At 37.4% G+C, this 17,445-nt stretch carries 17 protein-coding genes; 4 read left to right on the top strand and 13 right to left on the bottom strand.

Translation table 11 applies throughout. The features are described from left to right. Window positions 1-15: 15 nt before the first annotated feature. From rlmN to AN959_RS07485, 4 genes are all read right to left on the bottom strand, one after another. A complete protein-coding gene (gene rlmN / locus AN959_RS07500) occupies window positions 16-1,083 on the bottom strand; it encodes a 23S rRNA (adenine(2503)-C(2))-methyltransferase RlmN (protein WP_056829566.1) in 1,068 nt (355 codons plus the stop codon). A 530-nt stretch (window positions 1,084-1,613) separates the two neighbouring features. Then, window positions 1,614-2,432 carry a sulfurtransferase gene (locus AN959_RS07495; protein ID WP_056829564.1) on the bottom strand — a complete coding sequence of 273 codons (819 nt, stop codon included), beginning with the start codon at window positions 2,430-2,432 and terminating at the stop codon, window positions 1,614-1,616. Between the two features lie 18 nt (window positions 2,433-2,450). Then, window positions 2,451-6,038 (bottom strand): dynamin family protein, encoded by a 3,588-nt coding sequence (locus AN959_RS07490; protein WP_056829562.1) that lies wholly within the window; start codon window positions 6,036-6,038, stop codon window positions 2,451-2,453. Then, window positions 5,959-6,591 carry a hypothetical protein gene (locus AN959_RS07485; protein WP_056829561.1) on the bottom strand — a complete coding sequence of 211 codons (633 nt, stop codon included), beginning with the start codon at window positions 6,589-6,591 and terminating at the stop codon, window positions 5,959-5,961. The genes AN959_RS07490 and AN959_RS07485 overlap by 80 nt, the downstream gene beginning before the upstream one ends. A gap of 278 nt (window positions 6,592-6,869) precedes the next feature. Between AN959_RS07485 and AN959_RS07480 the strand changes: the two genes are divergently transcribed. The 4 genes from AN959_RS07480 (at window position 6,870) to AN959_RS07470 (ending at window position 9,800) form a co-directional block, all read left to right on the top strand. Then, window positions 6,870-7,322 (top strand): chemotaxis protein CheX, encoded by a 453-nt coding sequence (locus AN959_RS07480; protein ID WP_053589744.1) that lies wholly within the window; start codon window positions 6,870-6,872, stop codon window positions 7,320-7,322. A gap of 189 nt (window positions 7,323-7,511) precedes the next feature. Then, on the top strand, window positions 7,512-7,634 hold the full coding sequence (locus AN959_RS20580) for a cytochrome c oxidase subunit 2A (protein WP_082460852.1): 123 nt from the start codon (window positions 7,512-7,514) through the stop codon (window positions 7,632-7,634). Window positions 7,635-7,654: 20 nt separating this feature from the next. Further along, window positions 7,655-8,131 (top strand): cytochrome b5, encoded by a 477-nt coding sequence (locus tag AN959_RS07475; protein WP_056829559.1) that lies wholly within the window; start codon window positions 7,655-7,657, stop codon window positions 8,129-8,131. Between the two features lies 1 nt (window position 8,132). Next, window positions 8,133-9,800: a b(o/a)3-type cytochrome-c oxidase subunit 1 gene (locus tag AN959_RS07470; protein WP_056829557.1), complete on the top strand. Its 1,668-nt coding sequence runs from the start codon at window positions 8,133-8,135 to the stop codon at window positions 9,798-9,800. A 128-nt stretch (window positions 9,801-9,928) separates the two neighbouring features. Here the strand turns inward: AN959_RS07470 and AN959_RS07465 are convergent, their stop codons facing one another. From AN959_RS07465 to AN959_RS07425, 9 genes are read right to left on the bottom strand one after another with little or no spacing between them, the layout of a single operon-like run. After that, complete coding sequence (locus tag AN959_RS07465; RefSeq protein ID WP_056829555.1) at window positions 9,929-10,744, bottom strand: enoyl-CoA hydratase/isomerase family protein; 816 nt, start codon at window positions 10,742-10,744, stop codon at window positions 9,929-9,931. Between the two features lie 59 nt (window positions 10,745-10,803). Beyond that, window positions 10,804-11,964: a CaiB/BaiF CoA-transferase family protein gene (locus tag AN959_RS07460; protein WP_056829553.1), complete on the bottom strand. Its 1,161-nt coding sequence runs from the start codon at window positions 11,962-11,964 to the stop codon at window positions 10,804-10,806. Between the two features lie 36 nt (window positions 11,965-12,000). Further along, a complete protein-coding gene (locus AN959_RS07455) occupies window positions 12,001-12,465 on the bottom strand; it encodes a MaoC family dehydratase (protein WP_056829551.1) in 465 nt (154 codons plus the stop codon). 12 nt (window positions 12,466-12,477) lie between these two features. Beyond that, complete coding sequence (locus tag AN959_RS07450) at window positions 12,478-13,359, bottom strand: CoA ester lyase (RefSeq protein ID WP_056829549.1); 882 nt, start codon at window positions 13,357-13,359, stop codon at window positions 12,478-12,480. A 16-nt stretch (window positions 13,360-13,375) separates the two neighbouring features. Beyond that, window positions 13,376-14,122, bottom strand: coding sequence for an IclR family transcriptional regulator (locus AN959_RS07445; protein ID WP_056829547.1), 747 nt, complete (start codon window positions 14,120-14,122; stop codon window positions 13,376-13,378). 24 nt (window positions 14,123-14,146) lie between these two features. After that, a complete protein-coding gene (locus AN959_RS07440) occupies window positions 14,147-15,439 on the bottom strand; it encodes a TRAP transporter large permease (protein ID WP_056829544.1) in 1,293 nt (430 codons plus the stop codon). Beyond that, a complete protein-coding gene (locus AN959_RS07435; protein WP_056829543.1) occupies window positions 15,436-15,966 on the bottom strand; it encodes a TRAP transporter small permease in 531 nt (176 codons plus the stop codon). Before AN959_RS07435 ends, AN959_RS07440 begins: the two co-directional genes overlap by 4 nt. 45 nt (window positions 15,967-16,011) lie before the next feature. After that, window positions 16,012-17,049: a TRAP transporter substrate-binding protein DctP gene (gene dctP / locus AN959_RS07430; RefSeq protein WP_056829540.1), complete on the bottom strand. Its 1,038-nt coding sequence runs from the start codon at window positions 17,047-17,049 to the stop codon at window positions 16,012-16,014. Window positions 17,050-17,075: 26 nt separating this feature from the next. Beyond that, complete coding sequence (locus AN959_RS07425) at window positions 17,076-17,426, bottom strand: cupin domain-containing protein (protein ID WP_056829538.1); 351 nt, start codon at window positions 17,424-17,426, stop codon at window positions 17,076-17,078. Between the last annotated feature and the right edge of the window lie 19 nt (window positions 17,427-17,445).

The raw sequence follows: 17,445 nt of genomic DNA, 5'->3' as shown, positions 1-17,445 counted from the left end.
GTGATGCGTTTTGTGTTATACAGTAGTTTTTTGTTTTTTTATCTGTTTGCTTCGTAGTTGCCCGCAAGCTGCGTCAATATCAGTTCCTTGCTCCATACGAACACCACAGTTAATTCCTTTGTTTTTCAACGTTTGGAAAAACGCACTAATGGATTCCTCCGAGCTACGTTGATATTGGCCATGCTCATCTACTGGGTTGTAAGGAATTAGATTCACATAAGATAAGTGACGTTTGTTTTCCAACAGTTTTGCTAATTGTTGTGCTTCCTCTACATGATCATTTACATCTTTAAGCAGAATATATTCAAAAGTAATTCGGCGATTCGTTTTTTCTAGATAGTAATCAACTGCAGCCATTACCTTCTCAATAGGGAATGCTTTATTGATGACCATAATACGTGAACGAAGCTCATCATTCGGTGCATGCAATGAAACAGCAAGATTCACTTGAAGATTTTCATCAGCATAATCATAGATTTTCTTAGCAAGTCCACTTGTTGAAACAGTAATATGTCTTGCTCCAATCGCAAGTCCTTTTTGATCGTTCACGACGCGTAAGAAGCTCATTAAGTTTGTATAGTTATCGAATGGTTCTCCGATACCCATTACTACGATATGGCTTACTCGCTCACTCTTACCTAAATTATCCAAATGCTCTTGCACTTTCATAATTTGCCCTACAATCTCACCTGCGTCTAAATCACGACTTTTCTTAAGCAATCCACTAGCACAGAAACTGCAACCAATGTTACACCCTACCTGTGTCGTTACACAAACAGACAGTCCATATTTAAAACGCATTAACACTGTTTCAATAAGATTCCCATCCTGCATTTGAAATAAAAACTTAATGGTTCCATCGGCAGATTCTTGCTTTACAGATTCTTTCAACGTCTGAATGACAAAGTTGTCTTTCAACAATTGAAGACAATCCTTGTTGACATTATTCATCTCATCAAAGCTTTGCACTCTTTTAATGTATAACCAATCCCAAACCTGTTCTGCTCTAAATTTCTTTTGACCATGTTCTAATAACCACTCTATTAACTGATCCTTTGTTAGACCATAAATTGATTTCTGCATTAATATTCCTCATTTCATTCGTGTACAATTTGCCCATTATACTATAAATGTTTACATTCTACAATTAATTATACAAAAAAAAAGAAATAAAAGATATAAATTTAGCTTTTTCCCTAAATAAAACACTCTTGTCCGTATTTATTGGAATGGCTCTGTTAAACTTCTTTGTTGTTTTAGAAGGAAATCTGTTCATCTAGCGTTGCCAATCACTCGGACGTGCGCTTGCCTCACGCTACGCATGATGAGTCATACGTTTCACTCACTCCCACATCCTTACGCGGAGTCTCATTCTTCACGCTCATGCGGCGTATAAGGCGCAAATCCTGATGACACCTGCGGATATAGTTTCGTATTCATTTCATCAATGCATGGAGTTTAAAACCACGGTTTTGAAAGTTTGTACTTTTTAACTAGTAATTAACAACAGTATCAATTAACAAGTCTTAGAAAAAAATAAAGCGCCTGAATTTCTCCATTTCAAATGGAGGTTTCAGGCGCAATTTTCAACTTTTTAATTAGTTCCTTTAAGACTACTTTTTACTTGTTTCTACTTCATTTTCTCGAATCCAATCACTGTAACTGCCTACATATAATTGGACATTTTCATACCCAGCTTCCTTCAAACTTGCATAAAGTGGTGCAGCAGTCACCCCACTACCGCAATAAGCAACGACAGGCTTTGATTTATCAGTTAATCCTGTTAGTTTTTCATGTAAATCCTCTTGTTGCAGAAACTTACCATCACTTTTAAGTTGTTCCCAATCGAAATTTAGAGCAGTCGGAATATGACCAGCAACAGGATCTATTGGTTCCATTTCTCCACGATATCGATTTGCAGATCGTGCATCAATTAACTGTGCATCCATTTCACCACTAACAATTTTTTTCACCTTGTTTACATCTACATAAATTTCATCTTTCCAATTTGGGGAAATAGACGAAGCATTAATTTCAATTTCTTCATTGGAAACAGGCAATTTCTTCTTCGCCTCTTCATATCCTTCACGAAGTACATGAACATGGTTAAAGCCTGCCCATTCCAATAAAAAGTATGCTCTTAAAGCAAATGGGGAACCTCCTTGATCATAAATGACGATATGATCATCTAAAAGCAATCCTGCCTTTTGAATTAGATTTGTCATCTTATCCTTTGAAATCATTGGATGGCGTCCATTTTCACTTCCCATGTCGGACAAATCATTTTCCAAGTCCCAATAGATTGCTCCTTCTAAATGTTCCATCCTAAACATTTCTTTTCCTGCATTCACATTTCCTAAATCAAAACGAGTATCAATAAATCGAACATTTTTTCCAATTATTTTATCCAAATCAATAAAAATATTGCTCATGTTATTCTCTCCCTTCAATTAAATTTTGGCATAAATCTCTTTCCATTTGGCAAGGGTTTCTTCTTGCTCTAAAAGATTTCGTTCGGCATCAATTTGAATAATTGACTCGTTTAACCACTTTAATCGAACTGCCTCTGTCTCGATATCTACATATTGATCTGCCCATTTTGTAAGTCGATCATGCTCCAGCTTTAAGTAGCTTTCCGCTTCGATTTTCGTTTGCTCAGATAAGGAATCACGAAGCTTCTCTTTATCGTTTTTCTCGAAAAAAGACTTATTGTTTTTAAAATAAGATTTTACGTTTTCATATTTTTGAATTTCCTCAAAAGGACCAACAAATTCTAATAAATCACGGTCTTCACTCTCATGAGGTGTAAAAGTAAAACTTTCATTCCATTCTTTTAGCACACGTATTTCTTCTTTTTCTAACTGTTTAATTTGTTTTTGTATAAACTGCAGTACTCGAAAGTTTGTTACACGCATTTCCTGCTCCAAGTCAAAACGAAGCATACTTAACAGTTCTTTCAATGCAATTCCAAGTGCTGTATTTGCTGATTGATTACTAAACAAAGAAGGATTATATGCCTCTTTAAAGAATTCATTGAAACGATAATATACTCGTTGTAATACATAGTACAACAAAGTTTCTAGTTCTTGCTTAGCTTCCTTCGCTATTACAGAAGACATGGAATTTGAGTAACGTTTGCGAATTTTTTGTTCTTGCTCACGTAATTCTTTTAACCTTTCATCTTTTCTAGCTAAGTTCTTTTCTGTTTGCTCTATTAATGTTAATAATTTATTTTGTTGGCGAGACGCCTCTTCATCTAGTGATGAAACCGCAATTTGCTTTAAATCTTTTTCCAAGAAACGATGGAAGGCTTCTTCAAATTGCACCATTCCTTCGTGTACAGGTAAATGTCCTACTTTTTCTTTAAGTGCTTGTAAGCTTGAAATACCATATACTCTTGGGAAACGAATGCCAAATCGTTGAAGCTCATTTTGCACATATTGTTTCACAAGGTTTGCTTCTTCCTCTGTTTCTGCAAGGTCAATGGCATTAACGATAAAGAACATTTTATCCAATTCAAAGGCATCTTTTACTCGACCTAGTTGTATTAAAAACTCTCTGTCAGCCTTAGCAAATGCATGGTTAAAATAAGTCACAAACAATACTGCATCCGCATTCCGTATATAGTCAAATGCAACCCCTGTATGTCTTGCATTGATAGAATCTGCTCCCGGAGTATCAACTAATGTAACTCCAAGTCTAGTCAATTCACAATCGTAATAAAAATCAATGAAATCTACAAAACAGCTTTTAGCTTCTTCCGCCACATAACTTTCAAATTCTTCGCCATTCACCCGTAACACATTTCCAAGTTGACTTTGAAATGTTGGATACCCTTTATGAAAAGCGGAAATAAAAGATTTATGAACCTCTTCTGAGACTGTTTGATTTATTGCCCCACTTGCTTGATCGAATGCTTCATCTAAAGACATAATAGTTATTCCTAATTGTTTATAAGCAAACGATACATCTTCTAATAATTGCTCTTTTGTTTTAAATGTAACATCAGCAGTATTATGTGGATGTTTTTCTGATATTGGGCGTATTTTATTTATTGCAGCAGTTGTTGGGTTTGGTGAAACTGGCAATACATTAGCACCCATTAACGCATTAGAAAAACTAGATTTCCCTGCACTAAAAGCACCAAATAATGCAATTGTAAATTGTTGATTTTCAACTCTTTTAGCTTTTCGTTTAATAATCTCAGCTTCCTCTTTAAAAGCTGGTAACTCTTTTAATACCTCACCAATTCTGTTTGCTCGCTTTAAGACTTGCTCGGGAGATAGTATACTATTTTCTTCTTCTTGTTCTATGGGAGCTATTGTTTCTAATTCTTGTACCTGTTCTTCCAAGCTTGGATCATATTCGGCAATAGATTTTTGAAAACTATTTCGTTCCTCATCCCATGCTATTAATAATTGATCCCGTTCTTTCCTTATAGCTAAAGCCGGAGTCTTTGTTTCCTGTTCAAAACCATGTATTCTTTCGTCAATTTCTTCCAATGATTGGATAGCTAGTATTTTTTCATTGAGAACTTCAGTTTTTTGATCTGCTTTTTCTGTGTCTTCCACTGGATTTTCATTCATTGCGATGATCATTTTTTCTTTCCAAATATCTGTCTCACGTACAAAAAATCGGTTGACTGTTTCTTGAACCCTGTTTGCATAATGAAGAATAGAATCTCCGGTTATACCAGCACCTTCATGTAAGGAATCTGCAATAAACAATGAGGATATTTCGAAATCCAACCCATCAATTTCATTGGCTCTTTCATTGCTTAACAAAGAAACATCCTTTAGCATACTTTTCATAAGCTGTTTCAGATGTACGGTAATATTCGTTAGTACAACCTTCTCAAGTAGAATTCTTGCATCCTCAAGGCGTTTGGATCGCTCTTCTTCTGTTTTCTTTTTGCTTCCTATAAAACCTACTTTAAATGAACCTTGCATGCTCTCAGCATAAGTCTTGAGTGAGTCTCTCACCTCATATGGCATAATTACAGCGTTTTCTAAGATTTCTTTTCGTTGTTCTTCAAACATCTTTTTCCATAGACTTATATCTTGTAATGCAGATTGCTTTTGAGCTATTTCAAGTTGCTCTTTAATATCTTCTTTATTATTCCATTCCTCTTCTGTTAGTTGTCCATCAAAAGTTTCTAGACATGCTGCTTTTTCATTTTCTAAATACTGTTTATGCTCATCCGCTAGTTTCTCTAATGTCGCATGTGCAGATGTAATAAAATATTGTTCTTTGTTATTAATAGAATTTAGAACAATTTCTTGTACCTTCTTAAAATCATTATGTATAAACTGTTTATCTTTTAAAGAGGTAAAAAATATATCCTTCGGTTCAACGGACCATGCTTTGAAAGCATTTGCAACGGATTGCTTAAAAGCGTCAAAGGAAAGCTCTTCTTCTCGATGCTTATCCACTTGGTTAACAATTAAATAAACATTTTCGTTATAGTGAAGCAATTGCTTTGTAAATTGAAAATTTAGCTCAGATTGGACATGGTTATAGTCCATTACATAAAAAACGATATCTGCCAGATGAAGAGCTGACTCAGTTGATATCCTATGTGCATCATCCGTTGAATCCACTCCTGGAGTATCCATAACAGTAATACCTTCTGGTAAACTGGAGGTTGAATGACCAATTTCAATTTGAGATACTTTACTTCCGTCTTTTGAGTATTTTTTTACAAGTTGAATATCATATTCACCTGAGAATCTTACAGGTGCTCTATCAACAAAATGAACGAGGGCAAAATTATTATTTGTCTTTTTTACAGTAACAATATTTGCCGAAGTAGGTATTGGACTTGTTGGAAGTAACTGCTCATCTACTAGAGCATTAATCATGCTAGATTTTCCAGCAGAAAAATGTCCTGCAAACGCAATAGTGAATGTGCCATTTTCCAGTTTATCTGCAAACAATTTAGCCTTTGCAAAACGTTCCTCATCTAAATTTCGTTGAAAAAGAGTAGCAAGCAAAGCATTTTTCTCTTTTAATAGTTGTATATTTTCTAAATTCTCCATTTGAAAAAAAAATCTCCTTTATAATTCGACAATTATGTATATCATAGCAAAAAACAAAGGAACGCAAAAGCGTTCCTTTGTTTTTCTGCAACGAGCTTTGCGCAGGAGCAAAATCCTTTGTTTTTCTGTGACGAGCTGCGCGCAGGAGCAAAAGATCTTGAATTTCTGCGACGAGCTTTGCGCAGGAGCAAAAGATCTTGATTTTCTGCGACGAGCTCCGCGCAGGAGCAAAATCCTTTGTTTTTCTGCGACGAGCTCCGCGCAGGAGCAAAAGATCTTGTTTTTCTGCGACGAGCTGCGCCCAGAACAAAAGATCTTGAATTTCTGCGACGAGCTTTGGGCAGGAGCAAAATCTTTTGAAGTTCTGCGACGAGCTTGCGCAGGAGCAATATCTTTTGTTTTTCTGCGACGAGCTTTGCGCAGGAGCAAAATCTTTTGAAGTTCTGCGACGAGCGTTGCGCAGGAGCAAAAAGATCTTCGTTTTTCCCGAGACGAGCTCGCGCAGGAGTATGTGTTTTATTTCCGCTTCATAAGTAAAAAAAGCTGGCTTCATCTGTTCCACTTCTATTGAACAAATCAAGCCAACTTTAGAAAGTTATTTTATTTAACTTGGGGGGAAGTTGCACGTAACACATAAGCTGTGACCCCACTATAAAGTAAAATAGTTGATCCAATTAATAACGCTAACATACATATCGTCCTCTCAAGTGAATTTGAAATTCATTCTCATTTAAATAATAGCACAATGTTTCGACATTTTCTACATATAGTATTCTTTTTGTAATACTTTTATGCTAAAATTAAGCCATCTTTACTATTCGGAGGGATAAAATGAGTGCGTCTAAACACATACAAACTATACTAAATGGCACGATTCAATCGTTAAAGTCCGTTATCCCTCTTCCTATGGATATTAAATCACCATCTTTGATGGTTCAACCATATGATCAAAAAGAGATGGGTGTACTAATTGGGATTATAGGGGATATAAAAGGTCGTATAATTATAGATTCGACATCTAATTGTTTTTCATCGATTGGTGCAACTATGTTTGGTATGGCTTTAGAAGGAGAAATGCTTGAATCATTTACAGGTGAATTAGGAAATATGATAGCAGGTAATTTATGTACTACTGTTGCAGGCAACAACTTAGAAATAGACATTACGCCACCTACTGTCATTGTTGGTACGACCAAATTATTTGGATTTCAGCATGCTTTTAGACTACCAGTCGTAATTAATGACATTGGTAATTTAACGATTATACTCACGATCGATGAATAATGAGACCTAAGAGGACTTTCAACTTATGAAAGTTCTTTTTTTATTCCTCCAACTACCCATATCTCTTTTATTCTTCACATTAATTTCACATTATCCCCTTTCTTGTGTGACTTTTCTCACATCATTGCACTTCAATACTATTTATTATTAAAACTATACAAGAACTACTTTTGTAGGAGGTGTAGACAAATGTCGAAAAAACGTGAAAAAGAACCAGATTTGAAAGGAACATTATATTCGGTTGGATTTCTTGGGGTATTCATATTAATTACATGGTTTATGGCATTTTACTTGTTTATTGATAGATTTTAATAATTTGGAGGTTTAAAGCGATGCATATTCATAAGTACGAAAAATGGTGGATAACATTTGGAGTTAGCTCATTGGTCTTATTTTTAGTCATTGTTGGTATTAGTGCATTCCACTTTGGATCACATCCACCAAGCTCAAAAATTTATATTGATCCGGAACGTGTGGACGAGATAGCACCATTTAATAACCCAGGAGTGCATAAGTTGGAAGGAAAAGATTGGGACTATGAAGTTGTATTTGTAGCTTCTGCATTTTTTTATAATCCACCTGAGATTGAAGTTCCCTTAGGGTCTAAAGTGAAATTTATAGCAACAACCAAGGATGTAGTTCATGGGTTCCAAGTAGCTGGCACAAACATTAATATGATGCTTGAACCAGGATATGTTTCTGAATATGTAACTACCGTTGATAAAGCAGGAGAGTATCTAATCTTATGTAATGAATATTGTGGTGTTGGACATTCGTCCATGACATCCATGCTAAAGGTGGTTGAGTAATATGACAACTATTACAGAAAAAGCGAAAGACTTAGTAAAAGTAGATAAAAGAGACGGAAAACTAGCACTCGCCCATATATATGTTGCTTTCATCGCATTAGCGATTGGTGGGCTTTGTGGTCTTTTACAAACATTAGTGCGCTCTGGTACATTTACACTCCCATGGGGAATCGGCTATTATCAAGTTTTAACGGTTCATGGTGTTTTACTAGGACTAATTTTAACAACCTATTTTATTTTTGGTTTTCAAATTGCTGCCGTTAGCCGTACTGCTGGTACATTAACTAATAAACAAAGATTGTTTGGATGGATCGGTTTCTGGACAATGACAATCGGTACAACTGCTGCTTCCGTTATGGTTTTGTTAAATGAAGCATCTGTACTGTATACTTTCTATGCTCCACTACAAGCTCACTGGATTTTCTACGTAGGAATGGCTTTAGTAGTTGTGGGATCATGGATTGGTGGAGCAGGCCAGATAATGAAATACATCGAATGGAGAAAGGCTAATCCTGGTCAACCTAGTCCATTATTAACTTTTATGGTTGTAGTGAATTTGGCAATGTGGATTATTTGTTCACTTGGTGTAGCGGTGGAAGTTGTTTTCCAACTAATCCCATGGTCATTGGGTTGGGTAGATAAAGTGGATGTTCTGCTTTCCCGTACATTATTCTGGTATTTCGGTCACCCATTAGTATATTTCTGGTTATTGCCAGCATATATGGTTTGGTATGTTATTATCCCTAAAATTATTGGAGGAAAAATTTTCTCTGATGCACTCGCTAGATTGTCATTCATGTTATTTTTACTTTTCTCTATTCCAGTAGGATTCCACCATCAGTTAACTGAGCCAGGAATCAGTTCTTTCTGGAAGTTCCTGCAAGTTGTATTAACATTAATGGTTGTTATCCCTTCTCTATTAACTGCATTTTCTATGTTTGCAACTTTTGAGTTACGTGGGCGTGCATTAGGTGGAAAAGGTATATTTGGATGGTTAAAAAAATTACCATGGGGAGATGCTCGTTTCTTAGTTCCTTTTATCGGAATGGCTGCATTTATCCCTGCTGGTGCTGGTGGAATAATTAATGCCTCTCACCAGATGAACCAAGTAGTTCATAATACAATCTGGGTAACTGGCCACTTCCATTTGACAGTAGCTACAACTGTTGTGTTAACTTTCTTCGGTGCAGCATACTGGCTCCTCCCACATCTAACAGGGAGAGTATTAACAAAGCAAATGAACAGACTTGCTATTATTCAAGGTATTGTTTGGGCATTTGGAATGAGTATCATGTCAGGTGCAATGCATATTGTCGGTTTATTTGGAGCACCTCGTCGTTCGGACTTCTCTACTTATGGAGGTTCTGAACAAGCGGCAGAATGGATTCCCTATCAAATTGCACAAGCAGTTGGTGGCACCATTCTATTCATAGGGATCATATTAGTCCTTTATATTGTTATAAACTTAATATGGTTTGCTCCAAAAGGAGAAACTGAATTCCCTATCGGTGAAGTTTCTGAACATGCTGAGAAAACACCTATGGTACTGGAGAATTGGAAAATTTGGTTAACCATTTGTATTGCTTTAATTTTATTTGCTTATACAGTTCCCCTAATCGATATGATTCAAAATGCACCACCTGGATCAAAAGGATATAAATTCTGGTAATCGGTATCGTGAATAAAGTAATTTACAAAATTTACAGATAATTGAGCGAGGAGGAAGTGAATAACACACTTCCCTCCTCGCCTATTTTTGTAAATGGCCCATTCTAGATTTGTTAGTGATTGCATAATCTATTTTTCTTTCATAAATTTATTTCTAAGTTCAATTAGGGCATCTTCATGACCCTGATGAAACACACTTATGGCCATCTGGGATGAAACATAATCCAATGATTGCTTCAGAGACATAGTCTGTGATTCTTTCACAATTCGTTTTGTCATTTGGATTACTTCTTGAGGTTTCTTTAGTATCCCTTCACAGTAGTTTTGAATAAATCCATACAATTCATCATGAGGGACAACGTGACTCAACATTTTTAACTTTAGTCCTTCTTCGGCACTTAAAACTTTGCCTGTCCAAAGCATTTCCAATGCCATGTCCATTCCGATAATTCTTGGCAAATAATATCCTCCGCCATCACCTGGGACGATTCCGGCGTTTATATAGGTTTCACCTAATTTTGCCTGGTCAGAGGCGATTCTTATATCGCACATCAAAGCCATGTCAAGCCCAGCCCCCATTGCATGACCATTGATTGCCGCAATCATCGGTTTATCTATCTCTTCCATTAAGAGTGGAATTCGTTGGATGTTCTTCCAAAGGCTATTTTTCACATCCAATGGTGTACTTCTAAAATCAGTCTCATCTAATTCTTTCTTGGCTAAAAATCCTTTCTGATTTATCATTGACTTCACATCACCACCTGCACAGAAGGCACGTCCATTACCAGTAACTACTCCGATATGAATTTCTGGATTATCCCTTATCTCCTCCAACGCCTTAATCCATAAATCAATCATTTCTTTGCTAAAGGCATTCATCTGGAGCGGTCGATTCAAAGTAATCGTAGCGATATGATTTTTCACAAGAAATAGTAAATCAGCCATAAAATACTCCCCCATATGTAATAGAGTCGGCACTAATGATGATAGCCGACTCTTCTTATTTATTTCCCGTCTTTATCCCGCAACTGAAGTCCCTTTAATAACTCTTCATTATGTTCTCCCAAGTTCGGTGCATAGCGGCTTAATTCGACAGGAGTTTCCGAGAATGTTACTGGGAACTTCATATCTCTTATTTCTCCTTCCGTCGGATGATGGACAGTTCTAAAGAAATTAATGTCATTCAAATGAGTATCCTTAAATAGGTCATCTGGTGTATTGATATTTGTGCAAGGAATATCAGCATTCACTAATAAGTAGAGCCATGTTTCAGTCGTTTTCTCAGCTATTATTTCCTCAATCATACTGTAAACATAATCTATATTTTGTGTCCTAACCTCCATATCAACAAATCTTTCGTCTGCTGCCAACTCTTGGTGACCCGACACTTCAAAGAAAGATTTCCATTGTTTATCATTGTAGATCATTACACCTATGTAACCATCCTTCGTCTTATATGGCTTTCGGTAAGGAGAAGTAACACGTGAATAATAGGTTGAGCCTTTTGCTGGAATAAATGTCTCCCCATACATATGCTCAATCATATTGTATGAAACCATCGTCTCAAACATTGGCACTTCAATTTCCTGACCGACCCCTTTTTGCTGGCGATAGAGCAATGCAGCCAAAATCGAACTGAGACCGACAAGCCCGGCAGTCTTGTCAGCCAAAACAGTTGCCAAGTATTGGGGAGATCCTGAAACCTTCCCTTGGGCAGACACAATTCCTGATGCAGCCTGAATAATGTCATCGTAAGCAGGCTTGTCACCATACGGCCCTTCTTTACTAAACCCATACATCCCACAGTAAATTAGTTGACTATTTACTTTCCTGAGGTGTTCATAGGAAAGGCCGAGTCTTTCCATCGTTTTAGGTCTCATCGTATGAACGAGAACATCTGCATCTTTTACAAGGGCCATCATCGTTTCCAACCCATCTTTACTCTTTAGATCAAGAGTAACGCTCCGCTTATTGCGGTTTAAATGGAGAAAGAGACTTCCCATTCCACGGTTTTTCGATGGTCCGAGATACCGTGTCGTATCCCCTGATGGGCTTTCAATTTTAATGACATCAGCCCCCATATCTGCTAACATGAGTGTGCAATATGGACCCATTACAACTGAAGTAAGATCAAGTACACGAATACCTTCCAACGGTCCACTCATCTGTTCTCCTCCTAAACTTTTAAATAAAATGATTAATTATTTACTCGTACTTGGTTTTTTTAACATAAGACCCGCTCGCTTTGTCTTTACCACCAACTCCCCATGCTGGTTATAGCCTCTTTGTTCAAACCAGACGATTCCAGTGCCAGCACGTGATTTTGACTCACGTTTACCAACAATCTCCGTCTCAGCGCGGAGTGTATCCCCGATTCGAACAGGTGCAGGAAACGTAGTCTCTTCAAAACCTAAATTACCTAGCGTTGTCCCTTCTGTTAATTCTGCAACTCCTACTCCTACGACAAAAGATAAGGTGAAAAGGCTATTAACGATTCGTCCTCCATGAATTGTCCCTTTTGAATACTCCTCATCTAAATGTAGTGATTGCGTATTATGGGTCAAAGTTGTAAACAACAAGTTATCCGTTTCTGTAACTGTACGTCCAGGCAGGTGTTTATAGACATCACCAATCATTAATTCCTCATAATATTTTCCGCCTGACATGGTTTCTCCCCCTTACTTGCTTGTCTGATGTAGTTGTTGATAGATATCCAATATTTCCCTTGCTGTTTTCACATGGGCATAATCAATATGCTCGCCCTGGTACATGATGGCCGTTTCGCCATTGCTTTCTGCTAACTCAAATGCATCCACCAAACCACGATAGTAGATGATTTCATCCTCTGAAGGAGAGTAAATTTCATTTACAATCGAGACATTAGAAGGATGTAGAATCAGCTCGCCAGCAAACCCCAACTGTCGATTGAACGCTGCACTTCTCTTTAACCCATCTAGATTATGAACATCTTGCCAAAGACCACCAATTGGTAGGATTCCTGCAGCACGTGCAGCCATCACAACTTTAGAACGCATATATAAAGTCTCCAAGCCTTCATTCGTCCATTTATATCCGAGTGCACGAGCTACATCCCCATTTTTGGCACTTAAACCCGCTATTCCTATAACGCGTTCACAAATAGCAATTTCATACGCCATCTGCATCGATTTTGCTGTTTCAAGGATAGGTAGGAGTTTTACCGTCCCTCTAGGGATTCCTTGATCGTGCTCCAAATTTTCCAGAACTTTCGAAATCGATTCAATGTCATCAGGACCATACAATTTTGGCAAAACAAGACCTTTAATACCCTTCACTACGACAGCCCTTAAATCCTCCAAATCGAATTCTTCCTCTTTATTGATTCGGACAAATACATTTATACCTTTAGAGCATAGATGAGGAATCGCTTCAGCTACATAGCCCCGTGCCTCACCTTTCAAATGCAATGGAACACTATCTTCCAAATCGAGAATGACACCATCCGCTCCAAAGGTAGGAATTTTATCAAACCACTTTTGCTTAATCCCTGGTACAAAAAGAAACGTTCGATAGTTATTCAATAGAATCCTCCCTCCTTTACACTTTCCGATAACCTAATTTATAGGAAATATTAAGAGCAGCCTCTTTTATTTTTTCTATATACGAACCTTCGAGCTCTTTTTGATAATCACCTATAGGGATTACACAAATTATGCTGCCTATTACCTTACTACCAGCATCAAAAATTGGTGCTCCAATACTGAGAGCTCCTTCTTTCCGCTCATTAGCTGTAATTGCATACCCTTGGCTTTTAATTTTTTTAAGTTCCTCTTTAATTTCATTTCTTTTATCTTGTGATTCTCCTTCTTTATCAAATACATCTTCAATTTCAGAATCTGAAAGATATGCTAGTATCGTTTTACCACTGGCTGCAATGTGGACCGGCTGTAAAACACCGATTTCTAAGACATACTGGAGTGCAAATGAACTTTTAACACTATCAACAAACGAAAGCTTTGTATGTTGCGGATAATAAAGTCCAAAATATACGGAGTGCCGTAATTCTGATGCCAGACTTTCCAGTTGTGGACGAACTACTCGTTTCACATCTACATTAGTAGAAACGATTGATGCCATTCTGATGAAGTCAGATCCGACTCTATATTTATTAGTTAACTCCGAATACTCCAAAATATGCTCGTCCTTTAACATGGAAATCATTCGATGGGTACTACTTACAGGCATCTTAAGATATCTGGAGAGTTCATTCACTCCCCACTCGTTTTGTATATCAGTAAATGCTCTAAGTATAGAAAAAGTTTTAGAGATGACATTTGAATTCATATTAATTTCCTTCCTAATTTTGCTTTATTTAATCATTAATTCGGGAAGCCATAATGTAATGAATGGCATTAAAATTAACAATACTAGTATAAACAGATCCATGATGACAAACCAAGTTACCCCTTTAAATCCTTCCGCAGTCTTAACTCCTGCAGCTCCTGTTGCAACAAAGACGTTCATACCGACTGGAGGTGTTACCAATCCTATTTCTACAGTTTTCGTCACAATAATTCCAAACCATACTGGATCGAAACCAAGCGATGTGATGATTGGGAATGTTAATGGAAGTGTCAAAATAAGAATTGCTATTTGGTCCATAAAGAATCCTAAAATTAGATAGATGATGATAATAATTGCCAATATCCAATATTTAGATGTATCCAACCCTTCAACTATTCCAACAATTCGCTGGGTAGACTGAGTCAATGTTAAGAAGTAACTGAAAATATGTGCCCCAATGATAATCGTCATTATCATCGTAGTAGATTTGATAGTATCAGTAAGTGCTTCTCCAAATTTGTTAAGATTCATTCTTCCCATGATAAATACAACGACTAATGTAATAAAAGCACCCATCGCTCCTGCTTCCGTAGCTGTTACTAGTCCGCTATAAATTCCTCCAATAACAGCAAGGATAATGATAAGCATCGGCCATATATTCTTTAGTGCAACAAACTTCTCTTTTATGGTAGGATTGATTTCAATTTTTGGTGCAATTTCGGGCTTAAATTTTACCCAAACGAAAATGACAATAATATAACCTAGAGCTGTAAGAACCCCAGGTATAATTCCAGCAATGAGCAGGGACCCAACACCTGTTTCAGTTAAAATTCCATAAAGGATTAAGATAATGCTTGGTGGAATCATGACTGCCAAGGTTCCGGCCATACTAACAACGCCCATTGTAAAAGCTGTATCGTAGTTGTATTTTTTCATTTCTGGTGCAGCTGCTTTCGACATGGCTGCGGCAGAAGCCTGACTCGAACCTGAAACTGATGCCATCATCGCCCCTGCAAACACAGTCGCAATTCCAAGTCCTCCTGGCAATTTTCCAAGCCATTTGTATGCAGCCTGAAAGAGATCCTTCATAATTCCACTGACTGTCATTAATGAAGCCATGAGAATGAACATTGGAATCGAGGTCATTATGAAACTTTTAACACTGTCATAAGGTGCTGTCTGCATAATTCCTAAAAATGAATCCCATCCGCTGTTCATAAGTAATCCAATAGATCCTGCAATTCCTAAAGCAAAAGCAATAGGCATTCCGAAGGCTAAAAATAGTAAAAGTAAAATAAGCGGTATTGCAACACTCATAGCATTTCACTCCCATCAGAAGGATCTGTTTCACTGTATTTACCTTTTCCTATAGCGAGAAGTAAAGCCAGTAATATCAACCTAATAACCAATAAGAATGAACCAATCGGAATCCATATATAAGATAGCCATAAAGGTAAATTGATAAGGCCAGCCGCAACATAATTAAATTGCAATGCTTCTAGTGTCATATTGAACCCTTTCAAACCGATGAAAAAAAACATCACTGCCGCGAACACGTAATAGATGATATTCAGAACATCCTGCACTCGTTTCGGAAATCGATCGAATAGAATGTCAAGGCGGATATGTCCGTCTATTTTCTGTACAAAGCTCATGCTTAAAAACACAAGTGCCACCATCAAATACAATTCAATCGTTTCATAAGCTCCTATAATAGATTGCTTTAAAAAATATCGGCTTATTGCATCTGCGGTCGTTAATAACATCATGATCACAACAGCTACTTGTGAAAACCTCAATGAAAGAAATTCTAACTTGTCAAACCATTTTTCAATGAAGTCCATACTTCCACCTCCATAGGGACAGCGCTCTCGTTACAAGAACGCCTTTTATTTATTTAAACTAGCTTGTATTTCACGATACTTTTTGATTGTTTCTTTAGCATTGAAACCACGGCTTTCCAAATCTTGTGCCCAACGGTCCCATGAAGGTTCAAGAACCTTATCCCACTGGGCGGATTCTGCTTCACTTAACTCGTATACTTCCATTTCTTCGGCATATTGTTCTGCCAATTCCTCGTTTTTCTCATCCAGGAATTTCGATAAGTGTGCGACAGTTTCGTCCCCCGCTTGGGATATCGCTTCCTTCACTCCTTGAGGTAAAGATTGATAGACTTCATCATTAATGGAATAAACTACAGCAAAACTACCTAGATTGGCACCTTTAGTTGTGTACTTAGCAATTGCCTCAATTTGATAGGCGGCAAAACTTGTGAATGGAAATGTGACCCCATCGACAGTACCTCGCTCCATTGCTGTATAAGCTTCCGTAGCTGGCATGAAAATCGGGGAAGCGCCAAGTTCGTCAAAACCGAACTCCATTGTCCCTGTTACACGTGCCTTTGTACCTTTGATATCTTCAATACTTTTAATTGGCTTTTCTGCTGTCACGTACTGATATTGAGGTAAAGCAACTGCAAAGATTGGACGTACATCATGTTTCAAATACTCTTCTTCCGTTAAATAGTCTTTCATTAGCTTCCAAAAGATTTCGGAACCCTCTTGGGACGAACTATAAGCACCTGGCAGAGTTGCAACTTCTGTCAAGGGTAGACGCTCAGTAGAATAGGATGTATATCCGATGTCCACTGTTTTAGACAATGTCAAATCAAGATAACTGCTCGCTTTTCCAATCTGTTCGGCAGGATAATGTTCGAATTCTACTTTACCGTCTGTTAATTCCTCTACACGATTCATGAAGAACAAAGTACCTTCTGACGAAAGATAATTTGTAGTAGGAAGTGAATCCGCTATCTTCAGCTTAATAACCCCGTCTCTTTCATTGCCCTGAACTGTATTTCCACATCCTGAGACGAGTATTAAAATAGAAAGACTTAGCAAAGCTACTACTTTTTTCATTTCTTTCATTGCACCCATTCCCTTCAGTTATTATTTCATCCCTTCACTTTTTGAGGGGAATACATGAGGACAAAACGCAAAAGACTTTCTCCTATATTTTTCACTTCATGCATCGCCATTTTAGGAATCCAAATTACATCTCCTTTAGACAGGACTCCCTCCTTTTCATTGATGACAATATGCATCTTACCTTCCAATATGTACATGATTTGCTCCATATCCTTATGGAAATGTGGATCTGCTAACCCGCCTGGTTCCATCTCTCCAATAATGACCTCCAAATTCTCAATACCCTCAGCCGGTCCTACTAGACGACGGTTGTATGTTCCTTCATGTCCAGGTGGTGAATAAATCTCAACATCCCTCTCGTTCTTCCAATAAACCATTACCATTACCCCTTTCAAA

It is taken from the genome of Psychrobacillus sp. FJAT-21963 (assembly GCF_001420585.1).
In the GTDB taxonomy this organism is placed as follows: domain Bacteria; phylum Bacillota; class Bacilli; order Bacillales_A; family Planococcaceae; genus Psychrobacillus.
Note: the sequence above shows the minus strand (reverse complement) of the source record. Positions and strands in the feature narration are given on the sequence as shown.